Source organism: Planomonospora sp. ID67723, assembly GCF_015711605.1.
Taxonomy (GTDB): domain Bacteria; phylum Actinomycetota; class Actinomycetes; order Streptosporangiales; family Streptosporangiaceae; genus Planomonospora_A.
The window spans coordinates 544,204-560,192 of sequence record NZ_JABTEZ010000001.1 but is presented as its reverse complement, the minus strand read 5'-3'; the positions used below and the strand labels follow the sequence as shown (position 1 = coordinate 560,192).

The window sequence follows — 15,989 nt, the reverse complement described above, 5'->3', positions numbered from 1 at the left end:
GGAGACGGATCGACGCGGGACTGGAAGAGCCGGGCTTCGCGGCGCCGACCGTCAGATGCGCCCCAGGTGCAGGCGGACCTGGGTGCCGTCCTGACCGGTGCGGATCTCCAGCAGGTCGCAGAGCTGGCGCACCACCCACAGGCCGTGGCCGTGCTCGGCGCGCGGGTCCGGCGGCAGGTAGCCGGGGAACGGCGTGTCCATCCGGCCGGGGTCGACGACGTCGCAGCCGACGGCGGCGTGGTCGGCCCAGATCCGGATCCGGCCGGACCCGCCGCCGTGCTGTACGGCGTTGGCGGCGACCTCGTTGACGGCCAGCAGCAGCCGGCCGGTCAGCTCGGCGGACAGGCCGAGCGCGGTCGCCCGGGCGCTCACCTGCTGCCGCATCCGGCCGAGGTCGGCGTCGAAGCGGATCTCCGCGTCGGCCCCGGCGGGCGGGGGCGGCAGCGGCAGACGGTCGGCGGCGTGAGTGAAAGCGGCCGGGTCGGCGTAGACGTGGCTGATCTGCGCGGCGGAGCCGGCCAACAGGTTCGGGTGGGTGCGGCGGGCGTCGGCCACGACGCGCTCGGGCAGGACCCGGGTGTCGTAGGGGCACACGATCCAGGCCGGGCTGTCGGCGAAAGCGGCGTTGATCACCGATTCGTATCGTGTCCACTCGGCTTCTTCCGCCGGGGTGCGGCCGTGCCAGACCGGCTCGCCGATGATGCGGATACGCCGGTGGCGCACCTTGTGCTCATCGACATACCGGTTGTAGGCGGCCAGGGTCCGGCCCGGGGCGTCGTACCAGTCCTCGGCGGTGACGAACTCCACGGCGCCGGAGTCCCGGCCGAGGCTATCTCTGAGCAGGCCGGTGTTGACCGGGGTGGTCACGGCCAGCACCTTGTCGCCTGCGGTCAGCCCGTCCAGGCAGAAACCGGTGGTGGCCGCCAGGAAGGACTCGTCGCTGCCGTAGATCAGCGCGTGGTGGACCAGTTTCGGTGCCGCACCGGCGTCCTGGGCAGTGATGGCGCTCATGCGGGGACGACCTCCGTACCGACGATCAGGCCGGCTGTCCGGTCCCATCCCACGAGGCGAATGACCTTGTCCAGGGCCGGGGCCAGGTTCAGCACGTGCAGGCGGCGCCCGTCCGGCAGGGCGGCGGCCACGCGTACCAGCTCCCGCAAACCCGCCACGTCGATGAACTCCAGCCCCGCCATGTCCACCTGGACGTCTCCGTCTCCGCCGGTCGCGTTCTGCAGTATGGCGCTCCAGGCCGGGGCCGTGGTGGAGTCGATCGCGCCGGTGACGCGCAGCACCTGGTTTCCGGCGGCGTCGAAACCCGGCATGACGCGCAGCGAACCGTTCTGGAGCAGCGCGTTCATCTGGACCCGTTCCGGATGGCAGCCGGTCAGCGCACCCAGCCGCTCGGCGGGGAACAAGCGCGAGTCGTACTGGCAGATCGCCGCCGACATGCCCTCGGCGAACAGCGCGGTGACGCGCCGTTCGTACTCTTCCAGGCGCTCGACGCCGGTCGTCCCCCGAAGGGCCCAGCTCATCTCCCCGCTGATCCGGAACCCGGTGAACCCCGCCGCCAGGCTGTCGCCGACCTCGCCGCGCAACGCGGCGATCATCACGTCGGGGTCGAACCGGCCCGCGGCCAGGTAGCCTTCCTCCGCCGGCCGCACGTCCAGTTGCCCGGACGCCGTCGCCGCCGTGACGTCGACGCCGGCCTGCCGCAGCCAGCGGTGCACCCGGTCACCTGAGGGGTCGTCGGCGAAGTACAGAACCCGCTCGCCGCGAGTCAGCCCGGCAGCGACGAAGGCGGAGGCCACCTCGCGTTGTTCGGCCTCATGCGTGAACGCCAGGCACAGATGATCACCTAGCTGGACGTCCTTGACTTGGCGCACCATTTCACCCAATACCAGCTCGCCGGAAAACGTTCGGGATGTCTCGCCGACCTCACATCCGCCGGCCTCCAGACTACCTCCATCCATTCGACCCGCACGTGATCAAAGGTTGCTCCGCCCGGGACGCCGGAGGGCGCCGCCGTTCCACTCATGGGAGTGAGCTGCGACGACGCCCTGCCCCGCCGGTCGCCGCAGTGACGGGAATCGGCCCGCTCGCGCTGTTGCGTCCTGTCCGCGTGATCTCCAGCCGGGTCGCCGGCCCGGGTCCCGGGCGCGGGGCGGACGGCGTGAGCGCGGCCGGTTTCCGGCCGCACCGGACCCGGGGCCGCCACGGAGCCCTGCGGGCGACCGGGCCGATGCCGCAGAGACGCGGAATCACTCAGATGATGCCAACATCGGGATGTTGGGAGTATTCTTCATCCATGAGGGCGACGGAGGGGCGGGGATGGTGAGGCTGACCCGCGCACAGCAGCAGGAACGCACCCGGGCGGCCGTGCTGGCCGCGGCGAGGGAGGAGTTCGCCGAGCGCGGATACACCGACGCCAAGATCGACCGGATCGCGGAGCGGGCCGAGCTGACCCGCGGGGCGGTGTACTCCAACTTCCCGGGCAAGCGAGCGCTCTACCTGGCGGTCCTGGTCGACTCGATCGAGCACGCAGGTATGGCGGAGGCGTCGCCGCCGGACCTGGCCGAGGCGACGGGCGCGTTCGCCCGCATCTGGCTGGAACGGCTGCCGCTGACCGGTGACACGCCCGCCGGGGGGAGGCTGCAGTTGCGCTCGCCGGCCGGGTTGTTCGACGACGAACCCGGCCGCACCGCGCTGGCGCAGGTCACCAGGCTGGAGGCGCTGTTGCTGGCTCTGGCGCTGGAATCATGTGCACCGCACCGCACGCGGCTGGTGCGGCTGGCGGAGCTGGCCCTCACGCTGCTGAACGGGGCCGTCCACCTGGCTGACACGGCGCCCGGTTTCGGCGATCCCTTCGACGTGGTACGCGCCTGCCGGCATCTGGCCGGTCTCGACCTCGCCGACACGTGGGATCCGCCGCACCTGCCCTACGTCACTCCCGCACGCCGTGTCCGGGACGACTGGGAGCCGCTTGCGGAGCTGACGGACCAGATCACCGGCCGCCGGGTCGGGTTCGACGCCGACGGGGTGATCGCGGTCCTGGGGACCGGCCGGCTGGAGGCGGCCGAGGAAGCCGTCCGTGCCGCCCGCCCGGGCGACCAGGTCACCGTGGCCGTGGTGACGGGCGATCCGGACGAGGTCGGACGTCTTGTGCGGCTGAGGATCGGAGACCTCGCCGGATGCCTGCGAGGCGTGTTCGCACCGGAGGCCTGGCCTGACCTCCGCCTCGTCCTCGACGACCGCGCCGCCGTGGCGTCGGCCGTCGGAATCCCGGACCCGGACGACGCCACCGAGGCCGCGGTGCGCATCCAGGGGGGCAGGATCTTCTCCCGAGCCTGCGGACGGGGCGCCGCCCACGCCGTGGCGGCTTCGGGCGGCTCGACCACCACGCGGTCGGGCGGAGCCGGTTGACGACCCGCGCCGCCCGACGCCCCCGACGGAGAGACGACACCTGAGGAAGGCCTGCGGACATGCCGGAATCGCCTTATCCGACCAGCACCGACGTGCTGGTGCTCCACGCCCTTCGCTGTATCGGGTTCGCCGGCCTCGCCCGCGTGGCCGAGGCGACGGGACTGCCCGAGTCCGACGCCGAGTCCGAGCTGATCGATCTGGCGGTGGCCGGCCTCGTCACCTGCGTCCCGGGTGACTTCGGCGGGTGGGGTCTCACCGAGGCCGGCCGCGCCGCGGACGCCGAGTGGATCCGCGGCGAACTGGAGGCGGCCGGCACCCGAACCGCGGTGGCCGGGGCGTACGACGACTTTCTCGTGCTCAACCCGGAGCTGCTCGATCTCTGCACGGCATGGCAGATGCGATCCGCCGACGGTGCCGCGGTGCCCAACGACCACACCGATCCCGCCTACGACGCCCGGGTCCTGGACCTTTTCACGGATTTCCACCGGCGTGCCGACGCCGTCTGCGCAGACCTGTCCGCGGCGATGCTGCGGTTCCAGCGGTACCGGGTCCGGTTCGCCACCGCGCTCGCCCGTGCCAGGTCCGGTGCGGTGGAGTACGTGACGGACAACCTGGATTCCTACCACATCGTGTGGTTCCAGCTTCACGAAGACCTGCTGGCCACCCTCGGCATCCCGCGAGACTGAGCCGCTGCCGATGACCTGGATTCACCCGCTCTCGGCGGAGACCGAGGAGACCCCGAGCGTTCTGGGCGGCAAGGGGTACGGCCTCGTCGTACTGCGGCGCCTCGGACTGCCCGTTCCCCCGGGGTTCGTCATCAGCACCGGGGCATGCCGCGCCTTCCTGCGCGACGGGCGCTTTCCCGACGGCCTCGACGCCGAGCTGGCGGCTGCCGTCTCCGATCTGGAAACCGCCACACGACGGCGCTTCGGCGGACCCGGGCGGCCGCTGGCGCTGTCCGTCCGCTCGGGCGGCAGCGTGTCGATGCCCGGGATGATGAACACCGTCCTCGATCTCGGTCTGACCGCCGAGGCCACGGCGGAACTGGCGGCCGAGACGGGTGACGTGCGGTTCGCGCTCGACTCGCGCCTGCGGTTCTTGTCCAGCTTCGCCTCCGCGGTCATCGGGCTGGCCCCGGAAAGCCTGGAGGCCGTCGCGGGCGAGACGGCCGAACGCGGCTCCGGCGGCGAGGAGGCACATCTCGCCGGTGCGATCCGGGGCGTCGAGGCCCTCATCCGCGAACGGACCGGCGGACCGGTCCCGGACGACGCGATGCGGCAGCTGGAACTGGCCGTCAGGGCCGTGTTCTCGTCATGGAACACGCCGCGCGCCACGACCTACCGCGCGTTGCACGCCATCCCGCACGACCTCGGCACGGCCGTCACCGTGCAGGCCATGGTGTTCGGGAATCGCGACGAGCACAGCGGCGCCGGGGTCGCGTTCAGCCGCAATCCTGACACCGGTGAGAGGATCCCGTTCGGCGACGTCCTGTTCGGCCGCCAGGGCGAAGACGTCGTCTCCGGCAGGTCGACGACCCGGCCGCTGGCCGAACTGGCCGAACGGGAGCCGGCGGTGTGGGCCGGCCTCCTGGACGCCATGGGCCGGATCGAGGAACACCACCGCGACGCCTGCTACGTGGAGTTCACCTTCGAAGCGGGCCGGCTGTGGCTCCTGCAGACGCGGCCCGGCGGCCTCGTCGGACGCGCCGCCGTCCGCGTCGCGGTCGACCTGGCCGACGAGGGCGTCATCAGCCGTCGCGAGGCACTGCTCCGGGTCTCCCCCCGGCACCTCCGATACGCCGGCACGTCCCGGATAGAGGCCGCCGGCACGCTCGACATCCTCACCCGAGGGCTGGGCGCCTGCCCGGGGGTCGCGACCGGCAGGGTGGCGACCACCGCCGACAGGGCGGTGCGAATGGCAGCCGGCGGCCCGGTCATCCTGGTGCGTCCGCAGACCTCCCCGCTCGACATGCACGGCCTGGCCGCCGCCGCGGGAGTCGTCACCGCCCGCGGCGGGCCGGCCAGCCACGCCGCCGTCGTCGCCAGAGCGATGGGGAAACCCGCCGTCGTGGGAGCCGCGGACCTCACCGTCGACGCCGCCTCCGTGCGAGCCGCCGGACGCGTCTTCCCGGAAGGCACATTCATCACCATCGACGGGACCGGCGGAGAGGTCGTCGTCGGCAGCCCCCGCATCACTACGGCGCCGGCCGACTCCCTCCTGCACCGCCTGCTCGGCTGGGCCGACGAGATCTCGGGCGGCGGCTCGAACCGCGACGACGCGGAACGCCTCGCGGCAGCCCACGCGGTCCTTGTGAAGCAGCCGGGCACCCGGCAGGGCCCCTGACCGCCGCCGGCCGTCGGCGGCGGGGGTGACCCGACCGGCCAAGCACCGGGCCGGACCACGTGCGACGAGTGCTGAAGCGGTGCAGGCGTCCTTCGCCCGCCGGCTGGATGTCAGTACATCTTCGTGGTGGTGCGCTGGATGACGGCGGGAGCCAGGCGGACGCGCCCGGCCGTGACCCGGTGGCCGCGGGTGTCGGTGACCCGCACGGCGAAGGGACCCCGGCCCATGCCGGAATCGGCGATCCAGTAGTTGTAGTCGGCCCGGGCCAGCCTGCGCCACGCGCCGCCGGCGGCCTTCACCTCGATCGAGGCGAGCGGGTTGCCGTGGTCGATGACCAGCAGGGCCAGCCACCACCGCGACGAGCCCTCCTTGACCCGGAAGGAGAGCGGTCTGCCGATTCGCGGGTGGCGGACCGCACGGTAGGAGACCCCCACCATGCCCTTGCCCGGGTCCGCGACACGGGCGAAGGCCGTTCGGCTCAGGTCGATGTGCCCTGCCGGGCACTCCGGGCACTGGTCGACGACCTTGACCCGGACGCTGCCCTTGGGCCCGGTGACGTTCAGGTAGCCGCCGCAGGCGGCCGCGGCGGCGTACTCGGCGGGGGAGAGCGCGACGTAGAGGTTGTCGGCCGGGGGCGACGGATACGAGCAGTTGCCGCCCCCGGACCGCAGTTCGTAGAAAGTCGCCTTCCCCCTGATCGCTTTCTCTCCGGCCGCCTTCACCGGCACGCGGACGACCGCGGCGCCCTCCCCGCTCCGGGCGGACTGCGCCAGGGCATGGGACGGGAGGAGTGAACTCGCGGCGAGCGCGGCTGCGAGAACGGAGGGCAGGCGTCGCATCCAGGGGTTCCTCTCGTGCGGGGTGGATGCGACAGTAGCGAAATCGATCTATCTCGGTACGAAAAAGCACCAAAGTCCCCGTGAGACGAGTCGAAACAGGTGGGGGACCCGTCTCCCGGGGAGCGCGAGGGCCTCGGTCAGGCGCCGACGTAAGCCGCGAGATGCTCGCCGGTGAGGGTGGAGCGGGCGGCGACGAGGTCGGCGGGTGTGCCCTCGAAGACGATCCGGCCGCCGTCGTGGCCGGCGCCGGGGCCGAGGTCGATGATCCAGTCGGCGTGCGCCATGACCGCCTGGTGATGCTCGATGACGATGACCGACTTGCCGGAGTCGACGAGCCGGTCGAGCAGGCCGAGCAACTGCTCGACGTCGGCGAGGTGCAGGCCGGTGGTCGGCTCGTCCAGGACGTAGACGCGATTGAGCCGAGAGGAGCGCGCGCTTACTCGCGTTCCCGAGCCGATCGAGCGTGTCGAAGCCGGCGAATGGGCGCCGCCCTTCTCGGCCATGTGGGTGGCCAGCTTGAGCCGCTGCCGTTCGCCGCCGGACAGCGTGGTGAGCGGCTGGCCGATGCTGAGGTAGCCGAGCCCGACGTCGGCGAGCCGGCCGAGGACGGCGTGCGCCGCCGGCGTGCGAGCCTCGCCGGCGCCGAAGAACTCCTCGGCCTCGGTCACCGACATCGCGAGCACCTCGCTGATGTCGCGGCCGCCGAGACGGTGGTCCAGCACCGACGCCTCGAACCGCTTCCCCTCGCACTCCTCGCAGACGGTGGCGACGCCGGCCATCATCGCCAGGTCGGTGTAGATGACGCCGGCGCCGTTGCAGTTGGGGCAGGCACCCTCGGAGTTGGCGCTGAACAGCGCCGGCTTCACACCGTTGGCCTTCGCGAACGCCTTGCGGATCGGGTCGAGCAGGCCGGTGTAGGTCGCCGGGTTGCTCCGTCGCGAGCCGCGGATGGGCGCCTGGTCGATCGACACCACACCCGCGCCGGCGGGGATCGATCCGTGGATCAGCGAGCTCTTCCCGGAGCCGGCGACGCCGGTGACGACGCAGAGGACGCCGAGCGGGATGTCGACGTCGACGCCCTGGAGGTTGTGGCGGGTGGCGCCGCGGATCTCCAGCGCGCCGGTGGGTTTCCGCACCGTCTCCTTGAGCGACGCCCGGTCGTCGAGGTGGCGGCCGGTGATGGTGCCGCCGGCCCGCAGCTCCTCGACGGTGCCCTCGAAGCAGACGGTGCCGCCCGCCGTACCGGCGCCGGGGCCGAGGTCGACGACGTGGTCGGCGATCGCGATCGTCTCCGGCTTGTGCTCCACGACGAGCACGGTGTTGCCCTTGTCCCGCAGCCGCAGCAGCAGGTTGTTCATCCGCTGGATGTCATGGGAGTGCAGGCCCGCGGTGGGCTCGTCGAAGACGTAGGTGGTGTCGGTGAGCGCGGAACCGAGGTGGCGGATCATCTTGACGCGCTGCGCCTCACCGCCCGACAGCGTGCCCGCCGGCCGTTCGAGCGACAGGTAGCCCAGCCCGATCTCCACGAACGAGTCGAGGGTGTGCAGCAGCTTGCCGAGCAACGGCGCCACCGACGGTTCGTCGAGGCCGCGGACCCAATCGGCCAGGTCGCTGATCTGCATCGCACAGGCGTCGGCGATGTCGACGCCCTTGATCTTCGAGGAGCGGGCCTCCTCGCTCAGCCGGGTGCCGTCGCACCCTGGGCAGGTGGCGAAGGTGACCGCCCGGTCCACGAACTCCCGGATGTGCGGCTGCATCGCCTCCCGGTCCTTGGAGAGGAACGACTTGCGGATCTTCGGGATCAGCCCCTCGTAGGTGAGGTTGACGCCGTCGAGCTTGACCTTGGTCGGCTCCTTGTAGAGGAAGTCCTGGAGCTCCTTCCCGGTGTACTCGCGGATCGGCTTGTCCGGGTCGACGAAGCCCGATCCGGCGTAGACCCGCACCGTCCAGAAGCTGTCCGACTTCCAGCCGGGGATGGTGAACGCGCCCTCGGCGAGCGACTTGGAGTCGTCGTAGAGCTGGGTGAGGTCGATGTCGGAGACCGTGCCCCGGCCTTCGCAGTGCGTGCACATGCCGCCGACGCGGGTGAAGGTCGCTCTCTCGGTCGTGCGGTTGCCGCGTTCGACCGTGATCGCACCGCTCGCCCGGACGGTGGGGACGTTGAAGGAGAAGGCTTGGGGCGAGCCGATGTGCGGCTCCCCGCGCCGGCTGAAGAGGATGCGCAGCATCGCGTTGGCGTCGGTGGCGGTGCCGACGGTGGAGCGGGGATCGGCGCCCATCCGCTGCTGGTCGACGATGATCGCGGTCGTCAGCCCGTCGAGCACGTCGACCTCGGGCCGTGCCAGCGTCGGCATGAAGCCCTGAACGAAGGCGCTGTAGGTCTCGTTGATCAACCGCTGCGACTCCGCGGCGATCGTGCTGAACACCAGCGAGCTCTTGCCCGAGCCGGAGACGCCGGTGAACACCGTCAGCCGGCGCTTCGGGATCGCGACGCTGATGTCCTTGAGGTTGTTCACGCGCGCCCCGTGCACGCGGATCCAGTCGTGGCTGTCGGCGGCGTGCAGCGCAGGCGACGGCGTGTCCGTCCTCGCGGCCTTGCTCATCGTGTCTCCATCTGTCGGGCGGATCTGCCGGGCGGAGCCGCCTTCGCGGTCTCCGCCGGTGTCGCCTGGCTCGATCTGACTGGCTTCGAGTGGTACGTCTGGTCCTTCTCCGCCGGAGTGATCGGGAATCTCGTCACCTCGGCTCCGACACGCCGGCTCAGCGCTCGTCGACGACTTGGCCGTTCAGGGCGGTGCCGTCCTTGGTCAGGGCCATGGTCAGCGGCGCCTCCGGGAAGGTGGGGAGAGCGGCGAGAGCGGCGCCCAGCTGCTCGGCGGTCTCCCAGTGCCAGGTGTCGGTGTAGGTGCCGTCCTCGAGCCGGATCAGCACGGCGTGGGTGAGCCCGGGGTGCCCCTCCCGGACGGTCGCGATCAGCGAGCTCCGGCGGGCCAGGAACTCCTCCAGGTCGGAGTCGGCGACGGAGTAGCGGTGCGAGCGGGCGACGGACATGTCGGTGTCTCCTGTGCGTGGGGGTCGGGGTCTACCAGCTGCCGGCGATCTGCCGGATCGGGGCGTTCAGGCGGTTGAAGAGGTTGGTGACGGCGGTCATCAGCAGGATCGAGGCCAGCTGCTGCTCGTCGAAGTGGTCGGCGGCGTTGTTCCAGACCTCGTCGGAGACGGCGTCGGCGCGGTCGGCCAGCCGGGTCGAGGCCTCCGCCAGTTCCAGCGCGGCCCGCTCGGCGTCGGTGTAGTACGGAGCCTCCCGCCATGCGGTGACCAGGCCGATGCGCTCGTCGCTCTCGCCGAGCTTGCGCAGGTTCTTCAGGCCGGTGTCGACGCAGAAGCTGCAGCCGTTGATCTGGCTGACCCGCAGGTGGATCATCTCCATGAGCTCCTGGGGGAGACCCTGCGACTGGGCGGCCTGCATCAACGCCATGATCGGCTTCATCGCGGCGGGGATGATCGTGGCGGGGTTCTTCATCCGGGCTTCCATGGTGTCTCCTCTGTCTCGGTTCGTGTGAGATCAGATTGGCTGCCCGGGTTGATACATTCGCTATGCGCGCACGATGCGATGGTGATGGAGGGACGATGCTGCGCTTCACCCTTCTCGGCCCCGTCCAGATGATCGTCGACGGCGCGCCCCTGACGGGCATCGCCCCACGTCACCGGGCTGTGCTGGCCTACCTCCTGCTCAATGCCGGCCGGGTGATCAGCATCGAGCGGCTGATCGACGCGATGTGGGGATACGACCGGCCCGACACCGCCCGATCGCAGATCCACGCCTCGATCACCGCGATCCGCAAGGTGCTGCGCGGTGCGGGAGCCGTACGGCTGCTCGAGACGCGTGCCGGCGGTTACGTCGCGCAGCCCGAGCCCGGACAGGTCGACGCGCAGGAGTTCACCGAGCTGGTGGCCGCAGGCGAGCTGCGCGGAGCCCTGGACCTGTGGAGCGGCGAGGCGCTGGAGGACGTGCACGCGCATTACGTCGGCGGCGTCCGGGAGCTCTGGAACGACCGGCGGCTGTCGGCATACGAGCGCCTGGTGGAGGGCGAGCTCGCCGCCGGGCGGCACGGCGATCTGCTCGACGAGCTCGCCGCCCAGGCGACCGCCAACCCGCTCCGCGAGAAGATCAACGGCCACCTCGTCCTGGCCCTGCACCGGGCGGGGCGGCAGGCCGACGCCCTGGCCGCGGCGCGTTCCTACCGTACGGCTCTCGCGGACGAACAGGGCCTGGACCCCGGGCACGCCTTCACCGAGCTGGAGCGGGCGGTCCTGGCGGATGATCCTGCCCTGCGCCTGGCCGACGCGGCACCGGTCGTTGCCGGCCCGCCGCGTCGCTCCACTTACCTGCCCTACGACATTCCCGATTTCTCCGGACGGACCGCCGAGCTGGAGCGACTCGTGGGCGAGTACCACGGGCCGACGGTCGTCACGATCGACGGCATGGCCGGGATCGGCAAGACCGCGCTCGCCGTCCACGTGGCCCACCGGCTGGCCGCGCGCCATCCGGACGGCCGGCTCTTCGTCGACCTGCAGGCCCACACCGCAGGCCGGGAGCCGGTCGACTCCTCCGCCGCGCTGGAGGCCCTCCTCCGCCAGCTCGGGGTGCCCGCCGACCGCATCCCGGTCACCCTGGTCGAGCGCAGCGCCCTCTGGCGGGCCGAGCTGTCCGGCCGCCGCGTGCTCGCCGTGCTGGACAACGCCCTCGACGCCGACCACGTGCGCCCCCTGCTGCCGGGCGCGTCCGACACCCTCGTCCTGATCACCAGCAGGCGGCGGCTGGTCGACCTGGCCGGTGCCCGCGCCCTCTCGGTCGACGTCCTGGCAGAGGAGGACGGCGTCGAGTTGTTCGGCCGGATCGTGGGCGAACGCGCTCACGACGAACCCGACGCCGTGCGCGAGGTGCTGCAGTTGTGCGGGCACCTCCCGCTCGCCATCCGGATCTCGGCCGCCCGCCTCCAGCACCGCCCGCGCTGGACGGTGTCCTACCTGGCCGGTCGGCTGCGGGACCATCGCCGGCTCCTGGACGGGGTGTCGGCCGCGTTCACCGTCTCCTACGAGCAGCTCAGCGCCGAGGAGCAGCGCATGTTCCGCCTGCTCGGGCTGGCGCCCGGCCGCGACATCGACGCCCGCGGCGCGGCCGCGCTGGCCGGGATCCCGGAAGACGAGGCCGAGGACCTCCTGGAAGGCCTCCTGGACGCCCACATGCTCCTGCAGTACGAACCGGGCAGATACACCTTCCACGACCTGCTCCGCGAGCACGCCCGCTCGATCGCCGAGGACGACGGCGCGGTCCTGCGGCTGCTCACCTACTACCTGCACCGCTCCCGCGCGGCGGTGGACCGGCTCTTCCCGGACAGTCTCAGCCAGCGGGAGGGCATCCCCCAGCCATCCGCCCCGATCGCGCCCATCCGCGACGCCGCGGAGGCGATCGCCTGGCTCGACGCCGAGCGCTCCAACATCATCGCGACCGCCGTCCACGGACCCGACATCTGCCTGGGCATGCTGGCCCTGGCGATGCGCCCCTACCTCGACCGGCAGGCGCACCACGACGACGCGATCACCCTCCACACCCTGTCGCTCCAGCGCAGCCGCAAGCTCGACCGCCGCGAGTTCGAGGCGCGAGCGCTCACCGACCTGGCGTGGACCTACTGGCGGCTCGGCGAGTACGAACGAGCAGAGGAACACGCCCACCAGGCCCTCGACGTGTGCGAGGAGGCCTACGAACGGGCTCGGGCGCTGCTCACGCTGGGCAACGTGGCCCTGCGCCGGCGGCGGGACACTCAGGCGGAGCAGTACCTCAAGCAGGCACTCGACCTCACCCGGATCGGCGCCGACGCCTGGGGCGAGGCCCACGTGCTCGGCATCCTCGCCCTGGTCCTCGACCGGGCCGGCCGGCCGGAGGAGGCCAGGCGCCATCTCGATCTGGCGCTGGCGCTCCACCGCAAGACCGGCAACCCCGCTGGAGAGGCGGTGGTCCTCAACCACCTCGGCGTCGTCCTCCGCCGCCAGGGCCTCCTCGCTCAGGCGCGCACCCGCCACGAGCAGGCCGCGGCCCTCTACCGCAAGCTCGGCAACACCGCCGACGAGGCGACCGCACTCAACGGGCTCGCCGAGGCGGCGGACGACCCCGGCCGGGCGGTCGAGGAGCACACCGCCGCGCTCGCGCTCGCCGACGCGTCCCGCAACCGGCCCGAACAGGCCCGCGCCCACGACGGTCTGGCCCGCGCGCATCTCGCCCTCGGGCACTCCGGCCGGGCCCGTGAGCACGGGCGGACGGCCCTGGGCCTCTACGGGGAGCTCGGCGTGCCCGAGGCCGACGAGGTCCGGGCCTTCCTCGAACACGCCGGTTAGGGGCGCACCGCGTCGATGACGAGCGATTCCGCTCATCGCGCGTCTTAAGGTGATCTCATGCCTGCCACGCTGAGCTCCACGAAGACCCGGGCGGCGTTGCGTGCCTCGGCCCGCATCTCCCTGGAACTGCTCCTGGTCCTGCTGATGAGCGCCGTGGCGCTGTGGATGCTGGGCCGGATGTGGTCGGTCACGTGGCCGGTGATCGTCGCGCTGCTGCTGACCACGCTGACATGGCCGCCCACGCGCTTCCTGCGTCGGCGCGGATGGCACCCGGCCCTGGCCGCGTCGGTGGTGACCGCGTTGTTCCTCATAGTGGCGGCGGGCACCATCGTGCTGATCGCCGTGCCGGTCGCCTCCCAATCGGGCGAACTCGCCAACGGCGTGGTCGACGGCATCGAGAAGATGCGGGAATGGGCCGCCGGTCCGCCGTTGAACATCGGCGACGACCAGTTCGCCCAGGCGCTCGACGCAGCGGTGGTCCGTATCAAGGAGAGCGTCGGCAGCATCGTCAACGCCACCGTCACCGGTGTGGGCACGGTGGTCAGCGGCATCGTCACCACCGTCCTGGCCCTCTTCCTGATGTTCTTCTTCCTGAAAGACGGTCCTCGGTTCCTGCCCTGGCTGACTCGCCAGCTGCCCGGCCGGCTCGCGGTCGACCTCCCGGCCATCGCCGCGCGCAGCTGGGACACCTTGGGGGCGTTCGTTCGCTCCCAGGCCTTCGTCGGCCTGCTGGACGCCGTCTTCATCGGGCTGGGCCTGTGGATCATCGGCGTACCGCTGGTGCTTCCCCTGGCCGTGCTGACGTTCGTGTCGGCGTTCGTGCCGATCGTCGGCGCCCTTTTCGCAGGCTTCGTGGCCGTGCTCATCGCCCTGGTGTCCAACGGCCTGACCGACGCGCTCATCGTGCTGGCCCTCATCGTCGTGGTCCAGCAGCTCGAAGGCAACGTCTTCCAGCCCATGCTGCAGAGCCGTGGCCTGGGCCTTCACGCGGCGGTGGTCCTGCTCGCGGTCACGCTCGGCGGCAGCCTGGCGGGCATCGTCGGCAGCCTGCTCGCGGTGCCGGCGGCTGCGCTGGTCGCCGTGCTCTGGAACTATCTGCGCGAGCAGCTCGGTGAACCGAGCCGGGAGCCGGCGACGGGCGAACCCGATGGCGGTTCAACGCCGGCATAGGCGCACCCGGCTTCGTTCTCCACCCGGTGGCGGGCGGTTCCCGGCGAACCAGGGGCCGGGCTCCACCACCGGCCGCGATCCGTGATGAGTTCATCTGCGATTGCTCGTTTCCATTCCTGAGATGCCGCCGAATGCTCGGATCACCGCTGCAATCAGCCAGGCACCGCCGCAACGCCTGCCGGACTTCACGGTCATCGTGTCGACGCGCCCTTGGAGGAATAGGCATGAGCAGCATGGAAAATGCCGATGTTCCACACGCCTTCGCCCTCGAACCGGTCGTAGACCACGATCGCCGGCTGCGCGTCACCTGTTTTCCCAGCCCGCCGGGACTGCAGGTCGAGGGAGATCTCGACCGCCTCTCGCTGCCCGCCCTGGTCCGGTCGCTGGACTCGATCCCGGGCGACAGCGACGCATACGTCAATCTGGCCGGTCTGAGGTTCATCGATGTCGGTGGCCTGCGCGCCCTGGTCGTCACCGCGGCTCAGTTCCGAGACGGCCACGTGCTGGCGTTGCGGTCGGCCCCGCCGCGGGTGCGCCGCCTGCTCGACCTCACCGGCTGGCGCGAGGCACCCGGGCTCCGCCTGGACGCCACGACTCCCCGGGGCTCCACCGACGACATGCCCCGGCCGGTCGCGGATCTCCGGCAGTCGCTGAAGGGCTGCGGTGATACGCATAACTCTGTTGATCTACCAAAAGATATATAATGGTAATTGTCGAGAATGTTCCGTACGCCGGCAATCATGCCGATGCCGTCCGAGGCGTTCCACCAGTACGGCCCAGCTGGGCCGGGGCAGTCGGTCGATCATGACGACAACGCACGCCACCTTCCCTCCGGCGATTCCTGCCGCTCACGTCCCGCCCGCGTCTCCGGTGGAGGCATCCGCCGTACGGCTGAGCCTCGCGCCCGTCCGTGATCGACGAGGGCCGGTGGACGGGGCATGGTGGCCCCGGTCAACCGACGCGGCGGCGGAACTTCCGGGCCTCATCGCGGCCGTCGACCAGCGCCTCGGGGAGATGACCCTCCGGGTGGGACTGCACGTGGAGGCCTGGGACAACATCCCGCACCGGATTCCGGCCCCCGGCCGGGCGGTCAGGGTCGGATGGTTCCGATCCATGGACACCCGGCTGGTCACCCTGAGCCTCAGGGGAAGGCCGGGCATCACCCTTCAGCTGATCCCCCCGCAGGCCACGGAAGCATCGGCGAAAGCCGTGTTCGCGCCGGATGCCGTGGATGCGGACGGGGAAATCTCCGCAGGTCTTCCCGTCGCCGGTCGGAGCACCACCCAGGATCGATCCGGGACGTCTCGCCCCCGCCGGGAAGGCGACGCGGGGCAGGCCGACTGGGAGAACGAGGGCGGGACGGGAGACATCCGCGAGGGCGGACCGGCCGTGACGGCCGGGCCCGGAGCGGATCAGGCCGTCCCGGCCACCGGCTCGGCCTGCTCCGCGGCCGCCATGTCGAGGCTCACGGGGAACTGACCGGCCAGGCCGCCGGCCTTCAGCAGCCGGCGGACTGCGGCAGAGGGGGCGAGCAGGCGGAGTGTCCCCTCCTGCGCTTCGAGCATGCGTTTGACGAAGACGAGAACCCCCAGCCCGCTGGCGTCCATGAATGTGACGGCGGACAGGTCGAGGAGAACTCCCCGCCCCGGTTTGCCCAGGGCAGCCAGCAGATGCGCGCGAAGCGCGGGCGCGGTGAAGACGTCGACCTCCCCGGTGACGCGGCAGACGGTCCACGGAGGGTGGGTGTGGGTCGACAGGTCCATGCGGACTCCCTCTCGATGAACGCGGTCGGCCGTCCGCAGGTGCCTGCCGGCCATGGGA

At 71.4% G+C, this 15,989-nt stretch carries 14 protein-coding genes; 7 read left to right on the top strand and 7 right to left on the bottom strand.

Annotation, left to right across the window (positions count from 1 at the left end; all coding sequences use genetic code 11):
- Nucleotides 1-51: 51 nt before the first annotated feature.
- Nucleotides 52-1,011 (bottom strand): sensor histidine kinase, encoded by a 960-nt coding sequence (locus tag HS041_RS02525; RefSeq protein WP_196438903.1) that lies wholly within the window; start codon nt 1,009-1,011, stop codon nt 52-54.
- Nucleotides 1,008-1,886: an MEDS domain-containing protein gene (locus tag HS041_RS02520; protein ID WP_196438902.1), complete on the bottom strand. Its 879-nt coding sequence runs from the start codon at nt 1,884-1,886 to the stop codon at nt 1,008-1,010. Before HS041_RS02520 ends, HS041_RS02525 begins: the two co-directional genes overlap by 4 nt.
- Nucleotides 1,887-2,328: 442 nt before the next feature.
- Here HS041_RS02520 and HS041_RS02515 point away from each other — a divergent pair, with 442 nt between their 5' ends.
- Genes HS041_RS02515 through HS041_RS02505 form a run of 3 tightly spaced genes read left to right on the top strand, consistent with a single transcriptional unit; the run spans nt 2,329 to nt 5,763 of the window.
- Nucleotides 2,329-3,420, top strand: a complete 1,092-nt coding sequence (locus HS041_RS02515; RefSeq protein ID WP_196438901.1) for a TetR/AcrR family transcriptional regulator — start codon at nt 2,329-2,331, stop codon at nt 3,418-3,420.
- 59 nt (nt 3,421-3,479) lie between these two features.
- The gene (locus HS041_RS02510; RefSeq protein WP_196438900.1) at nt 3,480-4,106 is read left to right on the top strand and encodes a transcriptional regulator; all 627 of its coding nucleotides are present in this window, start codon (nt 3,480-3,482) and stop codon (nt 4,104-4,106) included.
- A 10-nt stretch (nt 4,107-4,116) separates the two neighbouring features.
- A complete protein-coding gene (locus HS041_RS02505; RefSeq protein WP_196438899.1) occupies nt 4,117-5,763 on the top strand; it encodes a pyruvate, phosphate dikinase in 1,647 nt (548 codons plus the stop codon).
- 110 nt (nt 5,764-5,873) lie between these two features.
- On the opposite strand, the gene HS041_RS02500 is transcribed toward HS041_RS02505, so the two are convergent.
- The 4 genes from HS041_RS02500 to HS041_RS02485 form a co-directional block, all read right to left on the bottom strand.
- On the bottom strand, nt 5,874-6,602 hold the full coding sequence (locus HS041_RS02500) for an expansin EXLX1 family cellulose-binding protein (protein WP_196438898.1): 729 nt from the start codon (nt 6,600-6,602) through the stop codon (nt 5,874-5,876).
- A gap of 137 nt (nt 6,603-6,739) precedes the next feature.
- On the bottom strand, nt 6,740-9,205 hold the full coding sequence (locus tag HS041_RS02495) for an excinuclease ABC subunit UvrA (protein ID WP_196438897.1): 2,466 nt from the start codon (nt 9,203-9,205) through the stop codon (nt 6,740-6,742).
- A gap of 157 nt (nt 9,206-9,362) precedes the next feature.
- Nucleotides 9,363-9,653, bottom strand: a complete 291-nt coding sequence (locus tag HS041_RS02490; RefSeq protein ID WP_196438896.1) for a hypothetical protein — start codon at nt 9,651-9,653, stop codon at nt 9,363-9,365.
- A 31-nt stretch (nt 9,654-9,684) separates the two neighbouring features.
- Nucleotides 9,685-10,137, bottom strand: a complete 453-nt coding sequence (locus HS041_RS02485) for a carboxymuconolactone decarboxylase family protein (protein ID WP_196438895.1) — start codon at nt 10,135-10,137, stop codon at nt 9,685-9,687.
- A gap of 95 nt (nt 10,138-10,232) precedes the next feature.
- Between HS041_RS02485 and HS041_RS02480 the strand changes: the two genes are divergently transcribed.
- The 4 genes from HS041_RS02480 (at nt 10,233) to HS041_RS40360 (ending at nt 15,647) form a co-directional block, all read left to right on the top strand.
- Nucleotides 10,233-12,998: an AfsR/SARP family transcriptional regulator gene (locus HS041_RS02480; protein ID WP_196438894.1), complete on the top strand. Its 2,766-nt coding sequence runs from the start codon at nt 10,233-10,235 to the stop codon at nt 12,996-12,998.
- Nucleotides 12,999-13,055: 57 nt separating this feature from the next.
- Complete coding sequence (locus HS041_RS02475) at nt 13,056-14,168, top strand: AI-2E family transporter (RefSeq protein WP_196438893.1); 1,113 nt, start codon at nt 13,056-13,058, stop codon at nt 14,166-14,168.
- Between the two features lie 224 nt (nt 14,169-14,392).
- Nucleotides 14,393-14,872 carry an STAS domain-containing protein gene (locus HS041_RS02470; protein WP_196438892.1) on the top strand — a complete coding sequence of 160 codons (480 nt, stop codon included), beginning with the start codon at nt 14,393-14,395 and terminating at the stop codon, nt 14,870-14,872.
- A gap of 100 nt (nt 14,873-14,972) precedes the next feature.
- On the top strand, nt 14,973-15,647 hold the full coding sequence (locus HS041_RS40360; protein WP_374058818.1) for a DUF5994 family protein: 675 nt from the start codon (nt 14,973-14,975) through the stop codon (nt 15,645-15,647).
- On the opposite strand, the gene HS041_RS02465 is transcribed toward HS041_RS40360, so the two are convergent.
- Entirely contained in the window at nt 15,581-15,931 is a 351-nt protein-coding gene (locus HS041_RS02465) for an STAS domain-containing protein (RefSeq protein ID WP_196438891.1), read from the bottom strand. The genes HS041_RS40360 and HS041_RS02465 overlap by 67 nt on opposite strands.
- Between the last annotated feature and the right edge of the window lie 58 nt (nt 15,932-15,989).